The sequence below is a fragment of the Paenibacillus lupini genome, assembly GCF_011761355.1.
Taxonomy (GTDB): domain Bacteria; phylum Bacillota; class Bacilli; order Paenibacillales; family Paenibacillaceae; genus Pristimantibacillus; species Pristimantibacillus lupini.
In genome coordinates this window covers 183,106-199,876 of record NZ_JAASRW010000008.1, presented here as the reverse complement: position 1 = coordinate 199,876, position 16,771 = coordinate 183,106, and the positions used below count along the sequence as shown (strand labels likewise).

Annotated in this window: 15 protein-coding genes; 11 read left to right on the top strand and 4 right to left on the bottom strand. The window is 49.3% G+C overall.

Annotated elements, in window-relative coordinates; translation table 11 throughout:
* Nucleotides 1–49: 49 nt before the first annotated feature.
* Nucleotides 50–205, bottom strand: coding sequence for a DUF1540 domain-containing protein (locus tag FHS17_RS24330; protein WP_167281054.1), 156 nt, complete (start codon nt 203–205; stop codon nt 50–52).
* 212 nt (nt 206–417) lie between these two features.
* Here FHS17_RS24330 and FHS17_RS24325 point away from each other — a divergent pair, with 212 nt between their 5' ends.
* Nucleotides 418–1,380, top strand: a complete 963-nt coding sequence (locus FHS17_RS24325; protein ID WP_167281194.1) for a nucleoside hydrolase — start codon at nt 418–420, stop codon at nt 1,378–1,380.
* A gap of 3 nt (nt 1,381–1,383) precedes the next feature.
* Here the strand turns inward: FHS17_RS24325 and FHS17_RS24320 are convergent, their stop codons facing one another.
* Nucleotides 1,384–2,700 (bottom strand): deoxyguanosinetriphosphate triphosphohydrolase family protein, encoded by a 1,317-nt coding sequence (locus FHS17_RS24320; RefSeq protein ID WP_167281053.1) that lies wholly within the window; start codon nt 2,698–2,700, stop codon nt 1,384–1,386.
* Between the two features lie 156 nt (nt 2,701–2,856).
* Here FHS17_RS24320 and cls point away from each other — a divergent pair, with 156 nt between their 5' ends.
* The 6 genes from cls to FHS17_RS24290 all read left to right on the top strand — a co-directional run bounded on the left by cls (nt 2,857) and on the right by FHS17_RS24290 (nt 8,568).
* Nucleotides 2,857–4,305 (top strand): cardiolipin synthase, encoded by a 1,449-nt coding sequence (gene cls, locus FHS17_RS24315; RefSeq protein WP_167281052.1) that lies wholly within the window; start codon nt 2,857–2,859, stop codon nt 4,303–4,305.
* A gap of 443 nt (nt 4,306–4,748) precedes the next feature.
* A complete protein-coding gene (locus FHS17_RS24310; protein ID WP_167281051.1) occupies nt 4,749–5,135 on the top strand; it encodes a Fur family transcriptional regulator in 387 nt (128 codons plus the stop codon).
* Nucleotides 5,120–5,914: a winged helix-turn-helix domain-containing protein gene (locus FHS17_RS24305; RefSeq protein ID WP_167281050.1), complete on the top strand. Its 795-nt coding sequence runs from the start codon at nt 5,120–5,122 to the stop codon at nt 5,912–5,914. Before FHS17_RS24310 ends, FHS17_RS24305 begins: the two co-directional genes overlap by 16 nt.
* Before the next feature lie 289 nt (nt 5,915–6,203).
* Entirely contained in the window at nt 6,204–7,184 is a 981-nt protein-coding gene (locus FHS17_RS24300) for an aldo/keto reductase (protein ID WP_167281049.1), read from the top strand.
* Between the two features lie 105 nt (nt 7,185–7,289).
* Nucleotides 7,290–7,775: a CcdC family protein gene (locus FHS17_RS24295; protein ID WP_167281048.1), complete on the top strand. Its 486-nt coding sequence runs from the start codon at nt 7,290–7,292 to the stop codon at nt 7,773–7,775.
* Nucleotides 7,776–8,019: 244 nt separating this feature from the next.
* Nucleotides 8,020–8,568: a glutathione peroxidase gene (locus FHS17_RS24290; RefSeq protein WP_167281047.1), complete on the top strand. Its 549-nt coding sequence runs from the start codon at nt 8,020–8,022 to the stop codon at nt 8,566–8,568.
* Between the two features lie 70 nt (nt 8,569–8,638).
* Here FHS17_RS24290 and FHS17_RS24285 read toward each other — a convergent pair whose 3' ends face one another.
* Together FHS17_RS24285 and FHS17_RS24280 are read right to left on the bottom strand one after the other, a co-directional pair.
* The gene (locus tag FHS17_RS24285) at nt 8,639–9,223 is read right to left on the bottom strand and encodes a hypothetical protein (RefSeq protein WP_167281046.1); all 585 of its coding nucleotides are present in this window, start codon (nt 9,221–9,223) and stop codon (nt 8,639–8,641) included.
* Nucleotides 9,223–9,765 carry a hypothetical protein gene (locus tag FHS17_RS24280; protein WP_341805915.1) on the bottom strand — a complete coding sequence of 181 codons (543 nt, stop codon included), beginning with the start codon at nt 9,763–9,765 and terminating at the stop codon, nt 9,223–9,225. Before FHS17_RS24280 ends, FHS17_RS24285 begins: the two co-directional genes overlap by 1 nt.
* Nucleotides 9,766–10,123: 358 nt before the next feature.
* Here FHS17_RS24280 and FHS17_RS24275 point away from each other — a divergent pair, with 358 nt between their 5' ends.
* The 4 genes from FHS17_RS24275 (at nt 10,124) to FHS17_RS24250 (ending at nt 16,760) form a co-directional block, all read left to right on the top strand.
* Nucleotides 10,124–10,429, top strand: a complete 306-nt coding sequence (locus FHS17_RS24275) for a DUF6385 domain-containing protein (protein WP_167281044.1) — start codon at nt 10,124–10,126, stop codon at nt 10,427–10,429.
* 9 nt (nt 10,430–10,438) lie between these two features.
* The gene (locus FHS17_RS30715) at nt 10,439–13,048 is read left to right on the top strand and encodes a DUF6385 domain-containing protein (RefSeq protein ID WP_243865520.1); all 2,610 of its coding nucleotides are present in this window, start codon (nt 10,439–10,441) and stop codon (nt 13,046–13,048) included.
* Nucleotides 13,049–13,183: 135 nt separating this feature from the next.
* Entirely contained in the window at nt 13,184–15,295 is a 2,112-nt protein-coding gene (locus FHS17_RS24255) for a glycosyltransferase (RefSeq protein ID WP_167281043.1), read from the top strand.
* Entirely contained in the window at nt 15,252–16,760 is a 1,509-nt protein-coding gene (locus FHS17_RS24250) for a glycosyltransferase (RefSeq protein WP_167281042.1), read from the top strand. The genes FHS17_RS24255 and FHS17_RS24250 overlap by 44 nt, the downstream gene beginning before the upstream one ends.
* Nucleotides 16,761–16,771: the final 11 nt, after the last annotated feature.

The window sequence follows — 16,771 nt, the reverse complement described above, 5'->3', positions numbered from 1 at the left end:
GATGCGTGTGTGATACATGCAGAGGGACTGCGCGCCGTTGCCCATTCCTTTAGATCTTTGGCTCAAACGTTTTGCAATCCGTTTCATCGGAGTTGCTTGCTTGTTTCGAACGGTTGTTTACAACATAAATGGAAGACGCGGCGCAGTGATTGCCTGCTGCCCAATACTTACACGAGTTTACTTCACAAAGAACATCTTTAGCCATGGTGTTCACCTCCTAAAAAGAATGATCACACAAACAGCATAAATGAGGCTGTTCGTGGTGATTCTTGCATCGTAAGCCTAAGCTTAATGAATATTCACCCAAGTGGCCATTCTCGGCCATACATGAAAATTCATACTTCGTAAGCTTGGGCTATAGCTATAGGATGGGCAAACGCGATCATGTTTTATACTTATGAAGGGATGGAAGCGGAAATGGGAAAAAAGCTGTATTTCAATCACGATGCGGGGGTAGACGATCTTGTATCGTTGTTCCTTGTTTTGCAAATGAAGGATGTTGAACTGATCGGGGTATCTGTTATTCCGGCCGATGGATATTTGGAGCCGGGGATGGCTGCAAGCCGTAAAATTATTGACCGCTTCGGAGCGCCGGGCATGAGTGACAAGGTGGAGGTTGCACGTTCAAATTCCAGAGGGCAAAATCCATTTCCAGCGGAATGGCGGATGCACACGTTTTTCGTAGATGCGCTGCCAATCCTGAATGAACCAGGAACTATACATACACGTGAGGCTGGTTTGCCTGCTCACCAGCATATGATTCAGCAGCTGCAAAATGCCAGCGAACCGGTAACATTACTCTTCACAGGTCCACTTACTGATTTGGCGAGGGCACTCGAAGAAGCACCGAGTATCGAGGAGAAGATCGAGAAGCTTGTCTGGATGGGCGGTACCTTTAATGAAAAGGGTAACGTTCAGGAGCCGGAGCATGACGGCACAGCGGAATGGAATGCCTTCTGGGATCCGGAAGCAGTAGAGACGGTGTGGAACAGCGGTATCAAGATCGAGCTTGTTGCGCTGGAGAGTACGAATAAAGTACCGCTTACCGTTCCCATCAGGAACCGCTGGGCATCGCTTCGCAGACATGCAGGGCTTGATTTTGTAGGTCAATGCTACGCGGCTTGTCCGCCGCTTGTCTTTATGGAGACAAACTCGACGTACTATTTATGGGATGTTCTTACGACAGCAGTAGTCGGAGATCCAAGTCTCGTTCAAATGAAGACGGTCTATGGAACGGTTATTCCTCACGGCCCAAGCCAAGGGCGTACGGTTGAGACGGATGGCGGCCGTCCAATAAGCCTTGTCTACGATGTAGAACCAGAAAAATTCTTCGACTATATTACTATGCTGTCGCAGAACGCGGAACTGAACCCTGCTTAAGGGTCAGTCCATTTCATAGATCGAACCGGATTTGCTCGCGTACAGTTCGGCATAGACCTTCTCTGCATAAGCATCAGTCATGCCGGAAATATAATCCGCAATGAAGCGGGCCCAGCTCCAATTATGTTTATGCTGCTCGAAGCTTGCTACCCAGTCTGTCGGCAGAATCAAGCGTCCTTGCTCAGGTATCTTGAAGCTGTCCCACAGACGGCGGATCATAATTTCGCTGCGCATTTGCAACCGCTGTACGCGGAAATCCTTAATCAGCGTTACCCAAGCTAATTTCTTCAAAATTTCCATCGTGCGCAGCAGATCGATATCCTGCTGTCCATCCAGCACGAAGGTTACCTTCTTCCAGCCCTTTGTCTGATCGTCAATAATGCCAACCCGGCCAGCAAATACGCTGACCCAGCGTGCTTTCATCTCTCTGCGCGTACGGGACGATTCATGATCATACAGAGCGTAAAGCTCCTCCCACTGCTGCAAATAAGCCGCCAGCACTCGCTTCACCATCGCTGGTATGTCTACCTGATCCCAACCCACATCCATATTGCCTTGATCCTCTACAATTTCTTGTACGAGGTTATCGATCAGTCGTTGATCCTCAAAGAAAGTCCGGTTCATTTGAATTTTGCCGGCACGGATACCGTCTTCTATGTCATGGGTGGAATAAGCGATATCATCGCATAGGTCCATCAGCTGTGCTTCAAGCGTAGAACAGCCCGTTGGCATCGCCCAAGATTGGCGAATATGATCAATGGCATGCCACTCCGAGCTGTACAGCCCTTTCAGCCTTCCCGGTTCATCAATCGAGTAGGGGTATTTATTGGTTGCGAGCAGGACAGCTGCTGTCAGATCAAGGCCGCTGCCGCTGCCGGCGCGCTTCTCAAGGAACATGAGGATACGGAAGTTTTGGGCGTTGCCTTCATAAGCAAGTCCATGTTCCTCCATTAATAAGCGGTTCAGTACTTCTTCGCCTTTGTGGCCAAATGGCGGATGTCCCAAATCATGGGCAAGTGCCGCAATTTCAACAACAGACGGATCCAGAATAAGACCCGGATGTTCTTTTTTAGACAGAAAAGCGTATTGTTTCCCTAAGCGCTTCGCCACTTCGCGGGAAATTTGCGATACTTCGAGGGAATGGGTTAACCTTGTCCGGTAATAATCACCTGATCCGGCACCAAATACTTGCGATTTGCCTTGCAGCCGCCGGAAAGCCGGGGATTGAATCAGCCGTGCATAATCCCGTTCATATTCATCGCGTTCCTCACTGAATGTGCTGAGCGCGGGTTCATCTAATCGGTATTTTCTTAAGTCCATGGTCCTGCCTCCTATGCCGCTCGCACTTAATATTTTCTGAAAATTGTAGCATAATTCATCAGTAATAAGAATGTTTGTGTAAGGTTTGAACATCTTTCGTGCATGAGGTATGCTTGCATTAACGTTTTTATCCATATATTGAGGTGCAGCTGTAGTATGAATGTCTTACAGGATATTTCTTCGATCTTTATTATCTTGAATATATTGTTGGCCCTTGCTGTCATCTTTCTGGAAAGAAAGGATGCAAGAGCGACTTGGGCTTGGCTGATGGTGCTTTATTTTCTGCCGGGTGTTGGGTTCGTCTTATATCTCATCATCGGACAGCGGCTTCGCAAGCGGAAGCTGAATAAGATGCTAGTGGAAAGCCAGCGTATTATTGAAGATTCCATTGAAGCACAGAAGCTTCAATTAGAGGAGCGGCATATCGCATTTAACGATCCCGCTACCATCAACTATCAGACCATGATCCATATGAATCTGGTGGGCAGCTATTCCCTGTATACGCAGAACAATGCTGTACAAATCTTCACAACCGGAAAAAGTAAGTTTGATACCCTGCTGCAAGATATTGAGTCTGCACAACATCATATTCACCTTGTCTATTACATTGTGCGTAATGATAAGCTTGGTAACCGTCTTATTCAGGCGCTGGTCGAAAAGGCGAAACAAGGGGTGCAGGTCCGATTCCTGTATGATCATATCGGCAGCAAAGGACTTCCAAGAAAGTTCTTCAAGGAGCTGAGGGAAGCAGGGGGGCAGGCTGTGGCATTTTTCCCGTCACGGATTCCTTATCTGAATCTGAAGATCAACTTCCGGAATCATCGGAAGCTTGTCATTGTGGATGGCCGTATCGGCTACATCGGAGGCTTCAATATCGGTGATGAGTATTTGGGCCGTAACAAATATTTCGGGGAATGGCGGGATACCCATCTGCGGCTGGAAGGAAGGGCTGTTCTGCAGATTCAGGCACAGTTCCTGATGGACTGGAACCTTGCGTTCTCAGGGATGGTGGAGCTCGATTATCATTATTTTCCGCGGCATTTCCAGGCGGTTGGAACGATTGGCATGCAGGTTGTGGCGAGTGGGCCGGATTCGGATTATCAGCAAATTAAAGATGCCTATATCAAGATGATCTATTCCGCCAAGAGGAGTATCTGCCTGCAAACGCCGTATTTTGTCCCGGATGAAAGTCTTATGACTGCTCTCAAGATTGCTGCTATGTCGGGTGTTGAGGTGAAGGTCATGCTGCCAAGCAAGCCAGATCACTTCTTCGTTTATTGGGCGACTCATTCTTATCTGAATGAGCTTCTCGCCGCTGGCGGCAAATGTTACATTTATGAGCGTGGTTTCCTTCATGCGAAGACGCTTGTTATTGATGGGCAGGTTGCTTCTGTGGGGACAGCTAACATCGATAACCGCAGTTTTAAACTTAATTTCGAGATGAATGCCTTTATTTATGACAGTGCAACAGCCAGCGAGCTGGAACGATTGTTTGGAATCGATCTGGAGGAGTGCACAGAGCTTACCTATGATAAGTATCTCAAACGGCCGCTAATGGACAAATTCAAAGAATCAATCGCACGTTTACTGTCGCCAATCTTATAAAATACGCACGCAAAAAGGGATTCCGCTTATCAATGATAACCGGAATCCCTTTACCTTTCTGAATCACTATTATTCAATTTCGTAACGCTCCATTCTACAACTTGCGTTGCTTTAATATCAGGTAAGTATTTATCTCGGTTTAAGTGACGAGTGTCGTTTGGATTCCCGCATGTCCGGTTAACCTTAGAGGATCTCCTTCCCGGAAATAGTAGAGACATGCTTCGCTAACCTACTTCAATGGTCTATCCCCTCTCGTTTGGTGTAGGTCTATCATAAACTATTATTTCAATTTTGTAAATATTCTGATAATTATTTTTCGCATAGTTTGGCCACTCTTCTAAAGTGTAATGAGGCATCATAAAGGAACAGAATTTGAGTTGATATCTTCTTCATTTAGATTTATACTTAGTCTAAATTAATTCGATTGAAGGACTGAATTAGCCATGACAAAGATCAATTTAACGATACAGCGAAAAACCATTCTTGAAGCGGTCCAAGAGTCTCATGACCACCCAACAGCGGCAGATATTATTGAACGGCTGCGCGACAAAGGCGTTAGCTTTGCTTACGGAACGGTATATAACTCTCTTCGGTATTTGAGTGAAGCAGGCCTTATTCGGGAACTGAAGCTTGGCGAGGCAGTCAGCCGTTATGATGCGCGAATGGACGATCATCACCATATTATGTGCAAGAGGTGCGGGCGGGTAGAGGAAGTGCTGACCGAACTGCCAGAGGAATGGCTTAAGAAAATTGCAGCGGAAACAAAATTTGCTGTTGAGGATGCTCATGTTGTATTAGAGGGGGTATGCGAGTTATGCGCCAGCCGGTAGAAGAGAATCGAATGGAAGCTGGCGCTGTTATCGGGCAAGGCGGCATGCCAGCAGGGGAGGTAATAATGGAGGGTAAAGCTTGTTCTTTAACGAAACGAATTATGACCGTCAGTCCTTTCCCAGAACGAATGAACAGTCTGCTGCATCTGCTTACAGCCGAGTGCTTCGACTTGTTCTCTCTTCATGATCTGAACAAAGCGTTCGTCAGCAGTCTGCAGCCGGAGCTTATCATTTATGATGCAACACCAAATCCACTTACTCCGGATGCTGTTGATGCGCTGCATGCTGCGATGACACAAACATCTCATATTAATGGTGCTTCTCTGTTGTTCCTTGTCCATGAGGACGCCAGGGTTATGGCATCATCCATTCCGCGTCATGCGGAATTACTTGTATGGCCTTCAAGTCCACAGGATGCACTGCATCAGGTGAACCGGATGCTCGGAGAATGGAAGGCACCAGATCAATCCGCCTACCACTTCAAGGATTTATCCGTTGATCTGAAGAAAATGGCCGTTTACCGCGGCAATGAACGCATCGAACTGACGAAGACGGAATATGATCTTCTGCTTATGTTCCTTACATCCGATGGAGCTGTATTAACACGCGAGGCGATGTTTGATGCCGTATGGGGAAGCCAGTATTTTGGCGGCAGCAATGTCGTAGATGTGCATATCAAAACACTCCGCCGTAAACTGAAGGACAGTGCGGTTACACCGAGCTATATTGCAACTGTCCGTGGAGCTGGATACCGGCTTGTGGAGGAACGGAGCAACTAAAAGGAAACTCCATTTTCATTTATTCTTCATCATGATTTCATCTAACGTTCATGACAGGATTGAGCCATAACCTTAATATAGGATTATAAGATTTAGATCAAGTCTAAATATAAATAATCCGGAGGTACTCCATATGGTCAATCATTTAACAACGAATCCTTGATACCAACGGCTGGGGCCGATCGCGATGGCGATTGGGCTTCGGCCGTTTTTTTGAAATGTAAGAAAGTTTAAATTTTTGTTATACTGTACTCAGTTTCGCAACCGATTACATAACGAGGTGAGAAGGATGCAATATCGTGGATTAGGTTCATCTGAGCTGAAGGTAAGTGAGATTAGCTTTGGTACTTGGGCAATCGGAGGCGCTTGGGGTAATGTGAACGATAAGGAATCGCTGCTGGCACTTGAAGCGGCCATGGATAAAGGCGTCAACTTCTTTGATACGGCTGACGTGTACGGCGACGGTCATAGCGAACGTCTGCTAGCACAAGCGACCAAAGGACGCGACGACGAAATCCATATTGCGACCAAGTTTTGCCGGGCAGGAGATATTCATGATCCCGCTACTTATTCGGAAGCTTCGGTTCGCGCTTATTGTGAAGCAAGCTTGAAGCGCCTTAATCGTGAGCGTATTGATCTGTACCAGATTCATTGTCCGCCGATGTCGATTCTGAAGGACGGCAGTGTGTTTGGCGTATTGGACAAGCTGCAGCAGGAAGGCAAGATCCGTCATTACGGAGTAAGTGTAGAGTCGGTGGAGGAGGGCATGTTCTGTCTGGAGCAGTCTAATGTCCGTGCGCTGCAGGTTATTTATAATATTTTCCGGCAAAAACCACTTGAGCTGTTGAACGAGGCTCATCGCCGCGGCGTAGGAATTCTTGTTCGTCTGCCGCTTGCCAGCGGTCTGCTTACAGGCAAATTCACGGCTGCTTCCACTTTCGAGGCTGATGATCATCGCCGCTTTAATGAGAATGGTGAATCCTTTAACGTAGGTGAAACCTTCGCCGGACTGGGCTTTGCCAAAGGGGTTGAGCTGGCTGACCAGCTTCGTTGGATCGCGGAAGGCCGCGGCAACATGACTCGTGCCTCGCTTCGCTGGCTGCTGGATCATGAGGCGGTAACTTGTGTGATTCCGGGCTTCCGCAACGTACGTCAGGTGGAGGACAACCTTGCTGCACTTGAAGTGCCATCGTTCACAGAGGCGGAACGCGAGCGTCTTCATACGTTTTATCAGGAGCAAGTTCATCCGTTTATCCGCGGGTCGTACTAGTACTTCTATTTTAGACTGATCGATTGCTAGTGTCGGTTTGCACAGTTTTTTATTTTGCAGTACGATGGGAGTAGCCAACAATTGTTGAAATGAGGATAGATCACAATGCTATCTGCACATACACATCTCATTCAGACTGCGTCCATCGTTTTTACGCTTTGCGCCGGGCTGGCGCTTATTGTGCTCCGTATGCGGGCAGGTAAGCAGCCGACGAATCTGCGCAAAATCATCATACCGCCGCTTGGCATGTCCACCGGCTTTGTGATGTTTGCTTTTCCAATTATGCATATCCACTGGTTATGGGGAGTATCTGCTTTCGGCACGGGGATGTTAATCTTCTCGTTCCCGCTGATCGTCACGACTCGTCTTGAAAGGGTCGAATCAGATATTTTTGTCCGCCGATCGAAGGCTTTTATCTTCATCATGCTTACGCTGCTGGCCATTCGGCTTGCCATGCATAGCGTAGTCGAGCAATACATGTCGATTCCTCAGACCGGTGCGTTATTCTATCTGCTGGCATTCGGGATGATTCTCCCATGGCGTCTCGCCATGGTCAGTGACTACATGCGTTTGCAAAAAGTAGAAATGTAAGAGGGAAAAGAGGCGTGCCAGCGGCACGCTTCTTTTTAGTTTGTGGTGGCATGTCGGATGCACCGCCGGTTGCTGCTGGACCACACTCGACGCTCTGTAATTCGGAAAAACCGACTTAATCGCCTCACCGCAGTACTTACGAGTACGATTAGCTAACTCGGTTTGACACGAGGCAGCGAAATATGATATAAATTGTGTACAATTTAATTTAATAAAATCAATCATTTTCGAGGAGGACATCAACATGTCGGTATATTCATTTGAAGCAGAAACAATCAGAGGAGAACAAAAGAGTCTAGAGGATTATAAGGGCAAGGTTCTTATCATTGTAAATACAGCGAGCAAATGTGGGTTTACTCCGCAGTACTCTGACCTGCAGAAGGTATATGAGCAGTATAAGGATCAAGGGCTTGAAATTTTGGGCTTCCCAAGTAATCAATTTGCTGAGCAAGAGCCTGGTTCGAACTCGGATGTACAGGAGTTTTGCCAGATCAATTACGGTGTAACTTTCCCGCTCTTTGCTAAGACCGATGTTCGTGAAGAAACGGCACATCCGTTGTTTGGTTATTTGAGCGAGCAGGCACCATTCCATGGTTTTAATACCTCTGAGCCAAGTGGTAAAATGCTGCATTCCTTCCTATCGGAGAAACTGCCTCATTACTTGGAGGGGAATGATGTGAAATGGAATTTCACTAAATTCCTTATCGACCGTGAAGGCAATGTTGTTAAACGTTTTGAATCCACGGACGAACCACTTAATATGAAAGAAGATATCGAGAAACTGCTGAAATAATCGCAGCACAAAAAGACAGCTCACGTAAGCCTTTATTAGGCAGCGTGAGCTGTCTTTTTGCTATATTGCATCAAATCTCCCACCATATCACCTCAATACCAACCCCAAGCAACCCAAGTACAGTCAAAGCACCTACTATGTTCACCGTTAAGGTTTGTCCCGGAGGCACAGCAACACCACCGCCAACGGAAAAGGAGAAAGGGCCGGGCTCCAGCGGATAAAGGATAAAAGAAGTGCCTCCTGTAACCGCATTTATTGAAGTGGTAACGGCAGCTGCACTAGTTGTCCCGCTTCCAAGATTAAGGTTATCCGGTGTCCCGGTTGTTGGTGCGGCAATAGTCCCCCCGCTGTAGACGGTTACTTGCGCCGAAAAGCTGGAGAGCAAGCTTAATGAAATGTTGGTATAGCCTAAAATTTGTCCGAGGTAAATCGTTTTGCCGCTGCCTAATGGGTTAGCGAATCTTATAGAGCTGTTTACACTTCCCCCTAGTAGTCCTAATGACAAGCTGTTAGAAGCACTTATTGTGAAGTAGCCGCCTGCCTGCTGGGAGGTGCCGGATTGAACCGGAATTTCCGATCCGGGCTGGCTATAGGAATTGGCGGAACTGCCATAGAGGGGCCGGTTTGAAGAGTCAAAAATCGAGTTATTCGGCATTAGACCTCCCACCATGAAATATTAGCAGCCGCTGTAATTGCACCGGTACCTACGGAAATAGCAACGGAGCGGTTAGGTGGAACAATTAGCCCGCCGGTAAAGACGACCTCGAACATTCCTGCCGCTAGTAGAGCAGTGTAAAACAATGTAGGGCTGCCCGTTACACTGCCGGTTGCTACACGTGCCGTAGCAATGCTTGTTGTTGCATTGCCTAGCTGCATGTTAAAAGGCGTAGGCGTCGTCCCCCCAGATACTGTTCCTGCAGAATAAAGGTTAAGCGTGGCAGCTGCGCTAATCCCCCCACTTACTTTTGAAATATATAGCGTTCTTCCACTGGCGTTAGGATTGGTGATTTGAATCAATAGGTTGGAACCCCCGCCTACGGCTGTACTCGCCGAAGTGACCATAAAAAACCGTCCGCTGGCAGCCGCGTCTTCCTCAGGCGGAGCCACGATGGCTGGACTGCTGTAACGGTTGTTCAGCAGAATATATAGCGGACTGTTCTCACTATTAAAGACTGAGGAATTGGTCAATTCTATCACCTCTTATCTCGAAATGCTTGCCTCATTATATGGCGAAAAAGCAGAATTCGTATGGGGATATACGGATGCTGTGGAAGATAGGTCATTCTACCGCTGTCAATCGCCGCCTCGTATAAATTCATTTACACATAAAGTATTGGAAGCATGGACATTGAGGAGAAGAGGAGCAATGGGAAAAGCAGCACGATGCAAACATAGAAGACCGCTTCGTTGTCGCAGAAAGCCGTGTAAGCGCAAAAAACGCCGTATTCCCAGAGGACGTGGACGTGGCTGCTGTAGATCCAAGGATGGCTGCTCCTGTCAGATTTTTCGATCAATCGAGTATGAACAGGTTATAACCTCGGAAGAATTCGTTCCAATGCCAACGCAGGATACAGCTTCGGATTTGGTATTTTCATATGCAGTTATTAATCGGGGGAAATATGCTGCTGTTGTTCGTTTGGAGGTTGGGCCTAATGGGGTCGATTTCGCTCATGACTATGAGGTTGTTGTAGAACCGGGTGGAATGAACATTATGATTCCTTCTAAATTTATGCACTTTACAAGAGTCTCGGTGCGCTCGCAGCAGCCCGATAGAACAACCGTGATTCAAGTGTATTTTCAAGCACAGCAAGCCAAGATGACTTCTGTTCATGAATTTCATTTTCTAAAAGAAAATAGGTGATGGAAAGGAATGCCAAACTTTTCGACGTTTAATCCGAATCCAGATAACTTACGTACTCTGATCTTTGGTAAAGACAGTACAGATACAGCACGGCCGCTGGCAACGGATTCCTTCGGGAATCTGGTTACCGTTTTACTCGACGGGACAATTAGCAGCATTTTAGGGGTAACGATTACGGCTGGTACGGTTGCAATCTCAAGTGGAACGGTAGCCATTTCAGGCGGAACAGTTGGGGTTACGGGGACAGTAGCTGTGTCCGGTGGAACGGTAGATGCTGTTCTAACAGGTGGAACACTAAGTGCAGTACTTGGCGCTACCATCACAGGCGGGACGATTAGCGCTGTACTAGGTACAACGATCACAGCAGGTACAGTAGCGATTTCAGAAGGTACGGTCGCAGTGTCGGGAGGTACGGTTGCTCTATCTGGAGGAACAGTGGCGGTATCTGGTGCAACGGTAACTAGCGGAACGCTGGATGCTGTATTAGGAGCAACGATCACAGCCGGAACAATTACGGCGGTGCTTGGTACGACAATCACAGCAGGTACGGTGGCGATCTCGGGCGGTACGGTAGCGGTATCGGGCGGTACTTTTGAAATATCCGGTGGAACGGTAGCGGTATCCGGAGCGACGGTCACAGGTGGAACGTTGGATGCGGTGCTTGGTGCAACGATAACGGCGGGGACACTGGATGCAGTGCTTGGCGCGACAATCACAGCCGGAACAATTACGGCGGTACTAGGTACGACAATCACAGCAGGTACGGTGGCAATCTCGGGTGGGACAGTAGCAGTATCGGGCGGCACGTTTGAAATCTCCGGTGGAACGGTGGAGGTATCCGGAGCGACGGTCACAGGCGGAACGTTGGATGCGGTGCTGGGAGCAACGATAACGGCAGGAACGCTGGATGCGATACTCGGTGCAACGATTACGGCAGGAACCCTTGATGCAGTTCTTGGAGCAACGATCACAGCCGGAACAATTACCGCTGTATTAGGAACGACGATTACAGCCGGTACGGTAGCTATTTCTGGAGGAACTGTGGCTCTCTCTGGCGGTACGGTGGCGGTGTCTGGAGCGACGATCACGGGGGGAACCCTTGATGCAGTGCTTGGTGCGACGATCACAGCAGGAACACTGGATGCAGTATTAGGAGCAACGATTACGGCAGGAACCCTTGATGCAGTTCTTGGAGCAACGATCACAGCCGGAACAATTACCGCTGTATTAGGAACGACGATTACAGCCGGTACGGTAGCTATTTCTGGAGGAACTGTGGCTCTCTCTGGCGGTACGGTGGCGGTGTCTGGAGCGACGATCACGGGGGGAACCCTTGATGCAGTGCTTGGTGCGACGATCACAGCAGGAACACTGGATGCAGTATTAGGAGCAACGATCACAGCGGGAACTCTTGATGCAGTACTGGGTGCGACAATCACAGCAGGAACCATTACAGCAGTCCTCGGAACGACGATTACAGCCGGTACGGTAGCGATATCCGGAGGAACGGTTGCTCTATCTGGTGGTACGGTGGCAGTGTCTGGAGCGACAATCAAGGCAGGAACGTTGGATGCGGTGCTTGGAGCGACAATCACCGCGGGAACGATTACAGCAGTACTGGGTACGACGATTACCGCAGGTACGGTAGCAATATCCGGAGGAACAGTGGCGTTATCTGGTGGTACGGTGGCAGTATCTGGAGCAACGATAACAGCTGGAACATTGGATGCGGTATTAGGAGCGACGATCACAGCCGGAACTCTCAATGCATTGCTCGGAGCAACAATCACAGCGGGAACCATTACAGCAGTTCTTGGTACAACAATTACGGCAGGTACGGTAGCAATATCCGGAGGAACTGTGGCTCTGTCAGGAGGTACGGTGGCAGTATCGGGGGCAGCGATCACGGCAGGAACGCTGGATGCGGTATTAGGAGCGACGATTACAGCCGGAACTCTCAATGCATTGCTCGGAGCAACAATCACAGCCGGGACGTTAACAGCAGTGCTGGGTACGACGATTACGGCAGGTACTGTCGCAGTGTCCGGAGCAACGATTACGGGCGGAACGCTTAATGCATTGCTAGGAGCAACAATCACAGCCGGAACGTTAACAGCAGTACTGGGTACAACAATCACAGCAGGTACAGTTGCGGTATCTGGTGCGACCATCACTGGCGGAACGCTTAATGCTGTACTCGGCACAACAATTACCGCCGGAACGGTGACTGCGCTACTCGGCGCAACGATCACGGCAGGTACTTTAAATAGCATCACATCCATTTCGCAAAAGAGCTTCCAAGAAACAGCTAACTTGAATAACCTAACAGCAGATGCATATACGGCAGTACCGACCATCACGACCAGCGTATTTGGGACTTATTCATACTTCGTCTATAACAAAGGTCCAGGGACGAATGCAGCAACTGCACGTGTTGAGATCAGCGCCAATGGATCGAACTGGTATACCGATGTCGAAAGTGTAACGGGAATCGCAGTAGGCTCGGTCGATGTACTTGTGCCGCAGCGTTTTCTGAAATATACGAGGCTGGCATATCGGTCGACAACGACCGGCAGCCCAACCACCGTTGACGTATACTTCAATGGCCAAGGCACGTAAGCGTACGCGATAATTCTTTAGGTATATGCTTACGAAGTAAAGAATTATCGCAAAGAACGCGCTAATTCTTAGGCATATGCTTACGAAGTAGAATTACCGCAAAGAACGCGATAATTCATTTAGGAGGGTTATAAAATGCTGCTCGGTGTTCACATCATCGTACGCAATGAAGAGGATATGCTCTCGGAATGCTTGGACAGCATTCGGGATATAGCCGATGAGCTCATCGTTGTCGATACAGGGTCGACGGACGGAACGGTGGACATTGCATTGCGGTATGGAGCAAGAGTGATTAGAACAGAGTGGAAGGATGATTTCTCTTCCGCCCGCAATCTGGTATTAGAGCATGCGCGCACGATTTGGGTTCTGGTACTTGATGCAGACGAAAGGTTATCCGGTGATGTGCGGTCTTTGCGGCGTGAGCTGCGAAAGGCCGCTTCATCGGCTTACCGGGTTCGAATGGAGCATCTGCTGGATGAATCCAATACGAAGAGCATGATCAGCAGCGAAGCTGTGAGGCTTTTCCGAGGCGATCGCAGTTATCGTTATTATGGAGAAATCCATGAGCAGCTTGTCCGTTCCCGAGACAATGAGGTTCTTGCGGACATCGACGGACCGTTGTACAACGGGGATTTACACATTGCTCATGTTGGCTATATGCCGGCAGTCCTTAAGCGCAAGTCCAAAGCAGAACGGAATTTACGGGTCATTTCTAGGCAGCTGTCCCAGCGGCCAAATGACCCTTTTTGTCTTTATAATTACGGTGTTACGCTATGCCAGCAGGGAAAACCTGAGGAGGCGGCAGAAGCCTTCGGAAAAGCCATCAATTACACTTCTTTATCTGCACCTTTTCGGCCAACGCTGGTAAAAGATTATGCGACGACCTTACTGGCACTGTCGCGGGAAGCTGCGGCTGCTGAACTGTTGCGCGGCGAGACGCTTCGTTATCCAGATTACCCGGACCTTTTCTTCCTGCAGGGTAATTGTCTAAAAGCATTAGGTTTATTGATTGAAGCAAAAGCCGCCTATGAGACTGCTATTGAAGCGGGAGCGCGGGCACATTCGTATATCTCGGAAAAAGGGGCAGGCAGCTATTACGCGCAGCTCCGTCTTGCGGATGTTTTGCAGCGTATGGGTGAGGTTGAAGCTGTGCAGCACCAGTATGAGACCATACTGCGGGCAATGCCTGGATGGGAAGAGGCCTTATCCGCATGGGCAGCTTATCTTCATCAAATTGGGCTTTCTGATCAAGAAATCCGGCAAAAGCTCACTGCCTATGCGGGGGAAGTAGAAGTCGAGCAGCATACTCTGTTGGCCCGAGTGCTCAGCCGGATCGGTGCTTACAGCACGGCATTGCCGCTATGGCGAGAAACGATTCAGTCTTCGACCAATGAGGCGGAAAAAGCGCGGTTGTCTTTATCAGATATTCGATTGTTTGCGGACTGCTTGATAGGCACAGGTCAGTATGCGGAGGCGGCTGAGCAGATTCGAAGCTGGATGCACACGAGCGCCATTCAATCGGAGTCAACAGAAGAGCTAGGAATAGATTGGGCGTTATGCCGCTGGAACGAAGGGCAGCGTATCGGCAAAGAAGAGCTGGGCTGTATGTTGGGAGAGGATAGTCAGCTTGCCAGAGAGGCCGAGCTGCTAAATAGTTGGCTTCCAATGACCCAAGAGGTGCTGAACAAAATCGCAAAGGAGCAGGAGCTTTCTTCTGCCATTCGTTGGCTGGACACGGCTGTCAGCCGCGGCATGCTGCGCCTGGCGCATAAACTGGCGGGTGGATTATACGGCCTGCGGAAGCATTTTGAAACAAGGCTATATGATCATGGGTACGTGGATGCAGCGGCAGAGCTGATGCTGGACCAATTCGAGAAGGACGGCCGGCTGACGGGAGAGCAGTCTTTTCGCCTAGGGGAATTGCTCTATCTGAAGAAGCTCCGCAGCGAGGCGCTGGCGTTGTTTGAAAGTGCGGCGGGAGGCGATGATACCAGTGAATATACGGAAAGAGCAAAGCTTGGTGCATCGGCGGCCTGTTTGCAATTGGCGATTGAAGCTTTGCAGCCGGATGAATATAGCGGGGGTCGTAACTGGGATGGCAGCTGGTCTGAGCCTGACAAGATGAAGCTGCAAGAAGCTTTGCTGCGGGTGGAATGGATGGATTGGCAAACGGATTGGAACGGACGGCAAAGGAGGCGCGTGAGTGGCGGAGCAGCAGAAGCGGATTTCCTTATGCATGATCGTTAAGAACGAGGAAAAGTACTTGTCCGGCTGTCTGGACAGCGTGCAGGGCATTGCCGATGAGATCATAATTGTCGACACCGGTTCAACGGATGAGACGATCGCCATTGCTGAGCGGTACGGAGCGATTGTGATCCGGAGCGAATGGGAGCATGATTTTGCAAAAGCCCGCAATCGTGGTGTAGAGCGTGCTTCTGGAGAGTGGATCTTGTTCCTCGATGCCGATGAGCAGCTTGATGAGGCAACGAAGCCTCAATTACTTGAATATATTCGCCATGCTGATCTGTCTGCTCTGCTTCTTCAGATCCGCAATCAGATCGGACCGGAGAATGATCAGGGCTCAACGATTCACCCGGTGCTGCGGATGTTCCGTAATGACCTTGGTCACCGTTTTGAGGGGCGGATTCATGAACAGATTTCGTTCTCGATTTTGCGGAAAAATCCTTCGGCACGCTTTCATCTGACGGAAGTCATCATCCATCATTATGGATACCGGACCCAGGTCGTAGCGGAGAAAAACAAGCTGCAGCGCAATATGGAGCTGCTTGAGCTTGCACTTGCGGAAGAGCCGGAAAATACATTTCACCGCTACAATATCGGCGTAGAGTATTTGCGCAACAATCGGGCGGCAGATGCGCTCGAAGCGTTTCGAATAGCGAAGCGATCCGCCGGGTTCGAACAGCTGTCCTATGCTCATCTTGTTTTCAAATATGAATCGCTAAGCCTGCAGCTGCTAGGCAGATGGGAAGAAGCGGGAGCTGCAGCTCGGGAAGGTGCCGCTATTTTCCCTGATTATACGGATTTACGGCATTATATGGCGTTTTGCTCCGCGTGCACGGGACAATACAAAGCGGCGATGGAAGCAGTAGAGAAGGCGCTGGAGATGGGGGCTGCGCCTGCAAGGTACCATACGGAAGACGGGATGGGAACTTACCGGACGGCTTATTTGCAGGGGCGGATTTATGAGGCGCTGCATGACGAGCAAGGTCTCATTCAATCTTATATTACGACTTTGCGGCATAAACCAAGCCTCCTCCCGCCATTGTTCCGGATTTGCAAATATATGCGTACGGCAGGGCGTGAGGGTCAGCTCGCAGCACTAATGGCTAGGCGGATATCCTGCCCGGATGAAGCTGCAATGCTAAAGCTGGCGGGCGTTATGGTCGCAAGCGGTTGTCCGGACAGTGCTATCGCCTATTTGGAATGGCAGGCCGAGCTTTATAAGGAACCAGCGCTCAGCCGCTCTCTCACTGCACATGCAGGTGCCATGCGAGATGGGGATTACAGCGGACTGCCGTTTGCAGGTTACCGGGGCAAGGAGGAGGCGGAGGATATATTGTCGCCTTCGATCCACTGGCGGGTGCGTGCGGAGCATTATTTGGAACAGGTTCAGCGTATGAAGGGTAAAACAATTGAGAAGCAGTCGATTCAAGCCGTCCGTTTATTACTGCCCGGCTTTGAGGGCTGGTAAGGAGGGACAGG

Coding starts and splice junctions, on each gene's coding strand:
- FHS17_RS24305 (WP_167281050.1), top strand. CDS start 5,120: ATGCGCCAGCCGGTAGAAGAGAATCGAATGGAAGCTGGCGCTGTTATC.
- FHS17_RS24325 (WP_167281194.1), top strand. CDS start 418: ATGGGAAAAAAGCTGTATTTCAATCACGATGCGGGGGTAGACGATCTT.
- FHS17_RS24295 (WP_167281048.1), top strand. CDS start 7,290: ATGCTATCTGCACATACACATCTCATTCAGACTGCGTCCATCGTTTTT.
- cls (WP_167281052.1), top strand. CDS start 2,857: ATGAATGTCTTACAGGATATTTCTTCGATCTTTATTATCTTGAATATA.
- FHS17_RS24310 (WP_167281051.1), top strand. CDS start 4,749: ATGACAAAGATCAATTTAACGATACAGCGAAAAACCATTCTTGAAGCG.
- FHS17_RS24255 (WP_167281043.1), top strand. CDS start 13,184: ATGCTGCTCGGTGTTCACATCATCGTACGCAATGAAGAGGATATGCTC.
- FHS17_RS24290 (WP_167281047.1), top strand. CDS start 8,020: ATGTCGGTATATTCATTTGAAGCAGAAACAATCAGAGGAGAACAAAAG.
- FHS17_RS24330 (WP_167281054.1), bottom strand. CDS start 205: ATGGCTAAAGATGTTCTTTGTGAAGTAAACTCGTGTAAGTATTGGGCA.
- FHS17_RS24300 (WP_167281049.1), top strand. CDS start 6,204: ATGCAATATCGTGGATTAGGTTCATCTGAGCTGAAGGTAAGTGAGATT.
- FHS17_RS24285 (WP_167281046.1), bottom strand. CDS start 9,223: ATGCCGAATAACTCGATTTTTGACTCTTCAAACCGGCCCCTCTATGGC.
- FHS17_RS24320 (WP_167281053.1), bottom strand. CDS start 2,700: ATGGACTTAAGAAAATACCGATTAGATGAACCCGCGCTCAGCACATTC.
- FHS17_RS30715 (WP_243865520.1), top strand. CDS start 10,439: ATGCCAAACTTTTCGACGTTTAATCCGAATCCAGATAACTTACGTACT.
- FHS17_RS24275 (WP_167281044.1), top strand. CDS start 10,124: ATGCCAACGCAGGATACAGCTTCGGATTTGGTATTTTCATATGCAGTT.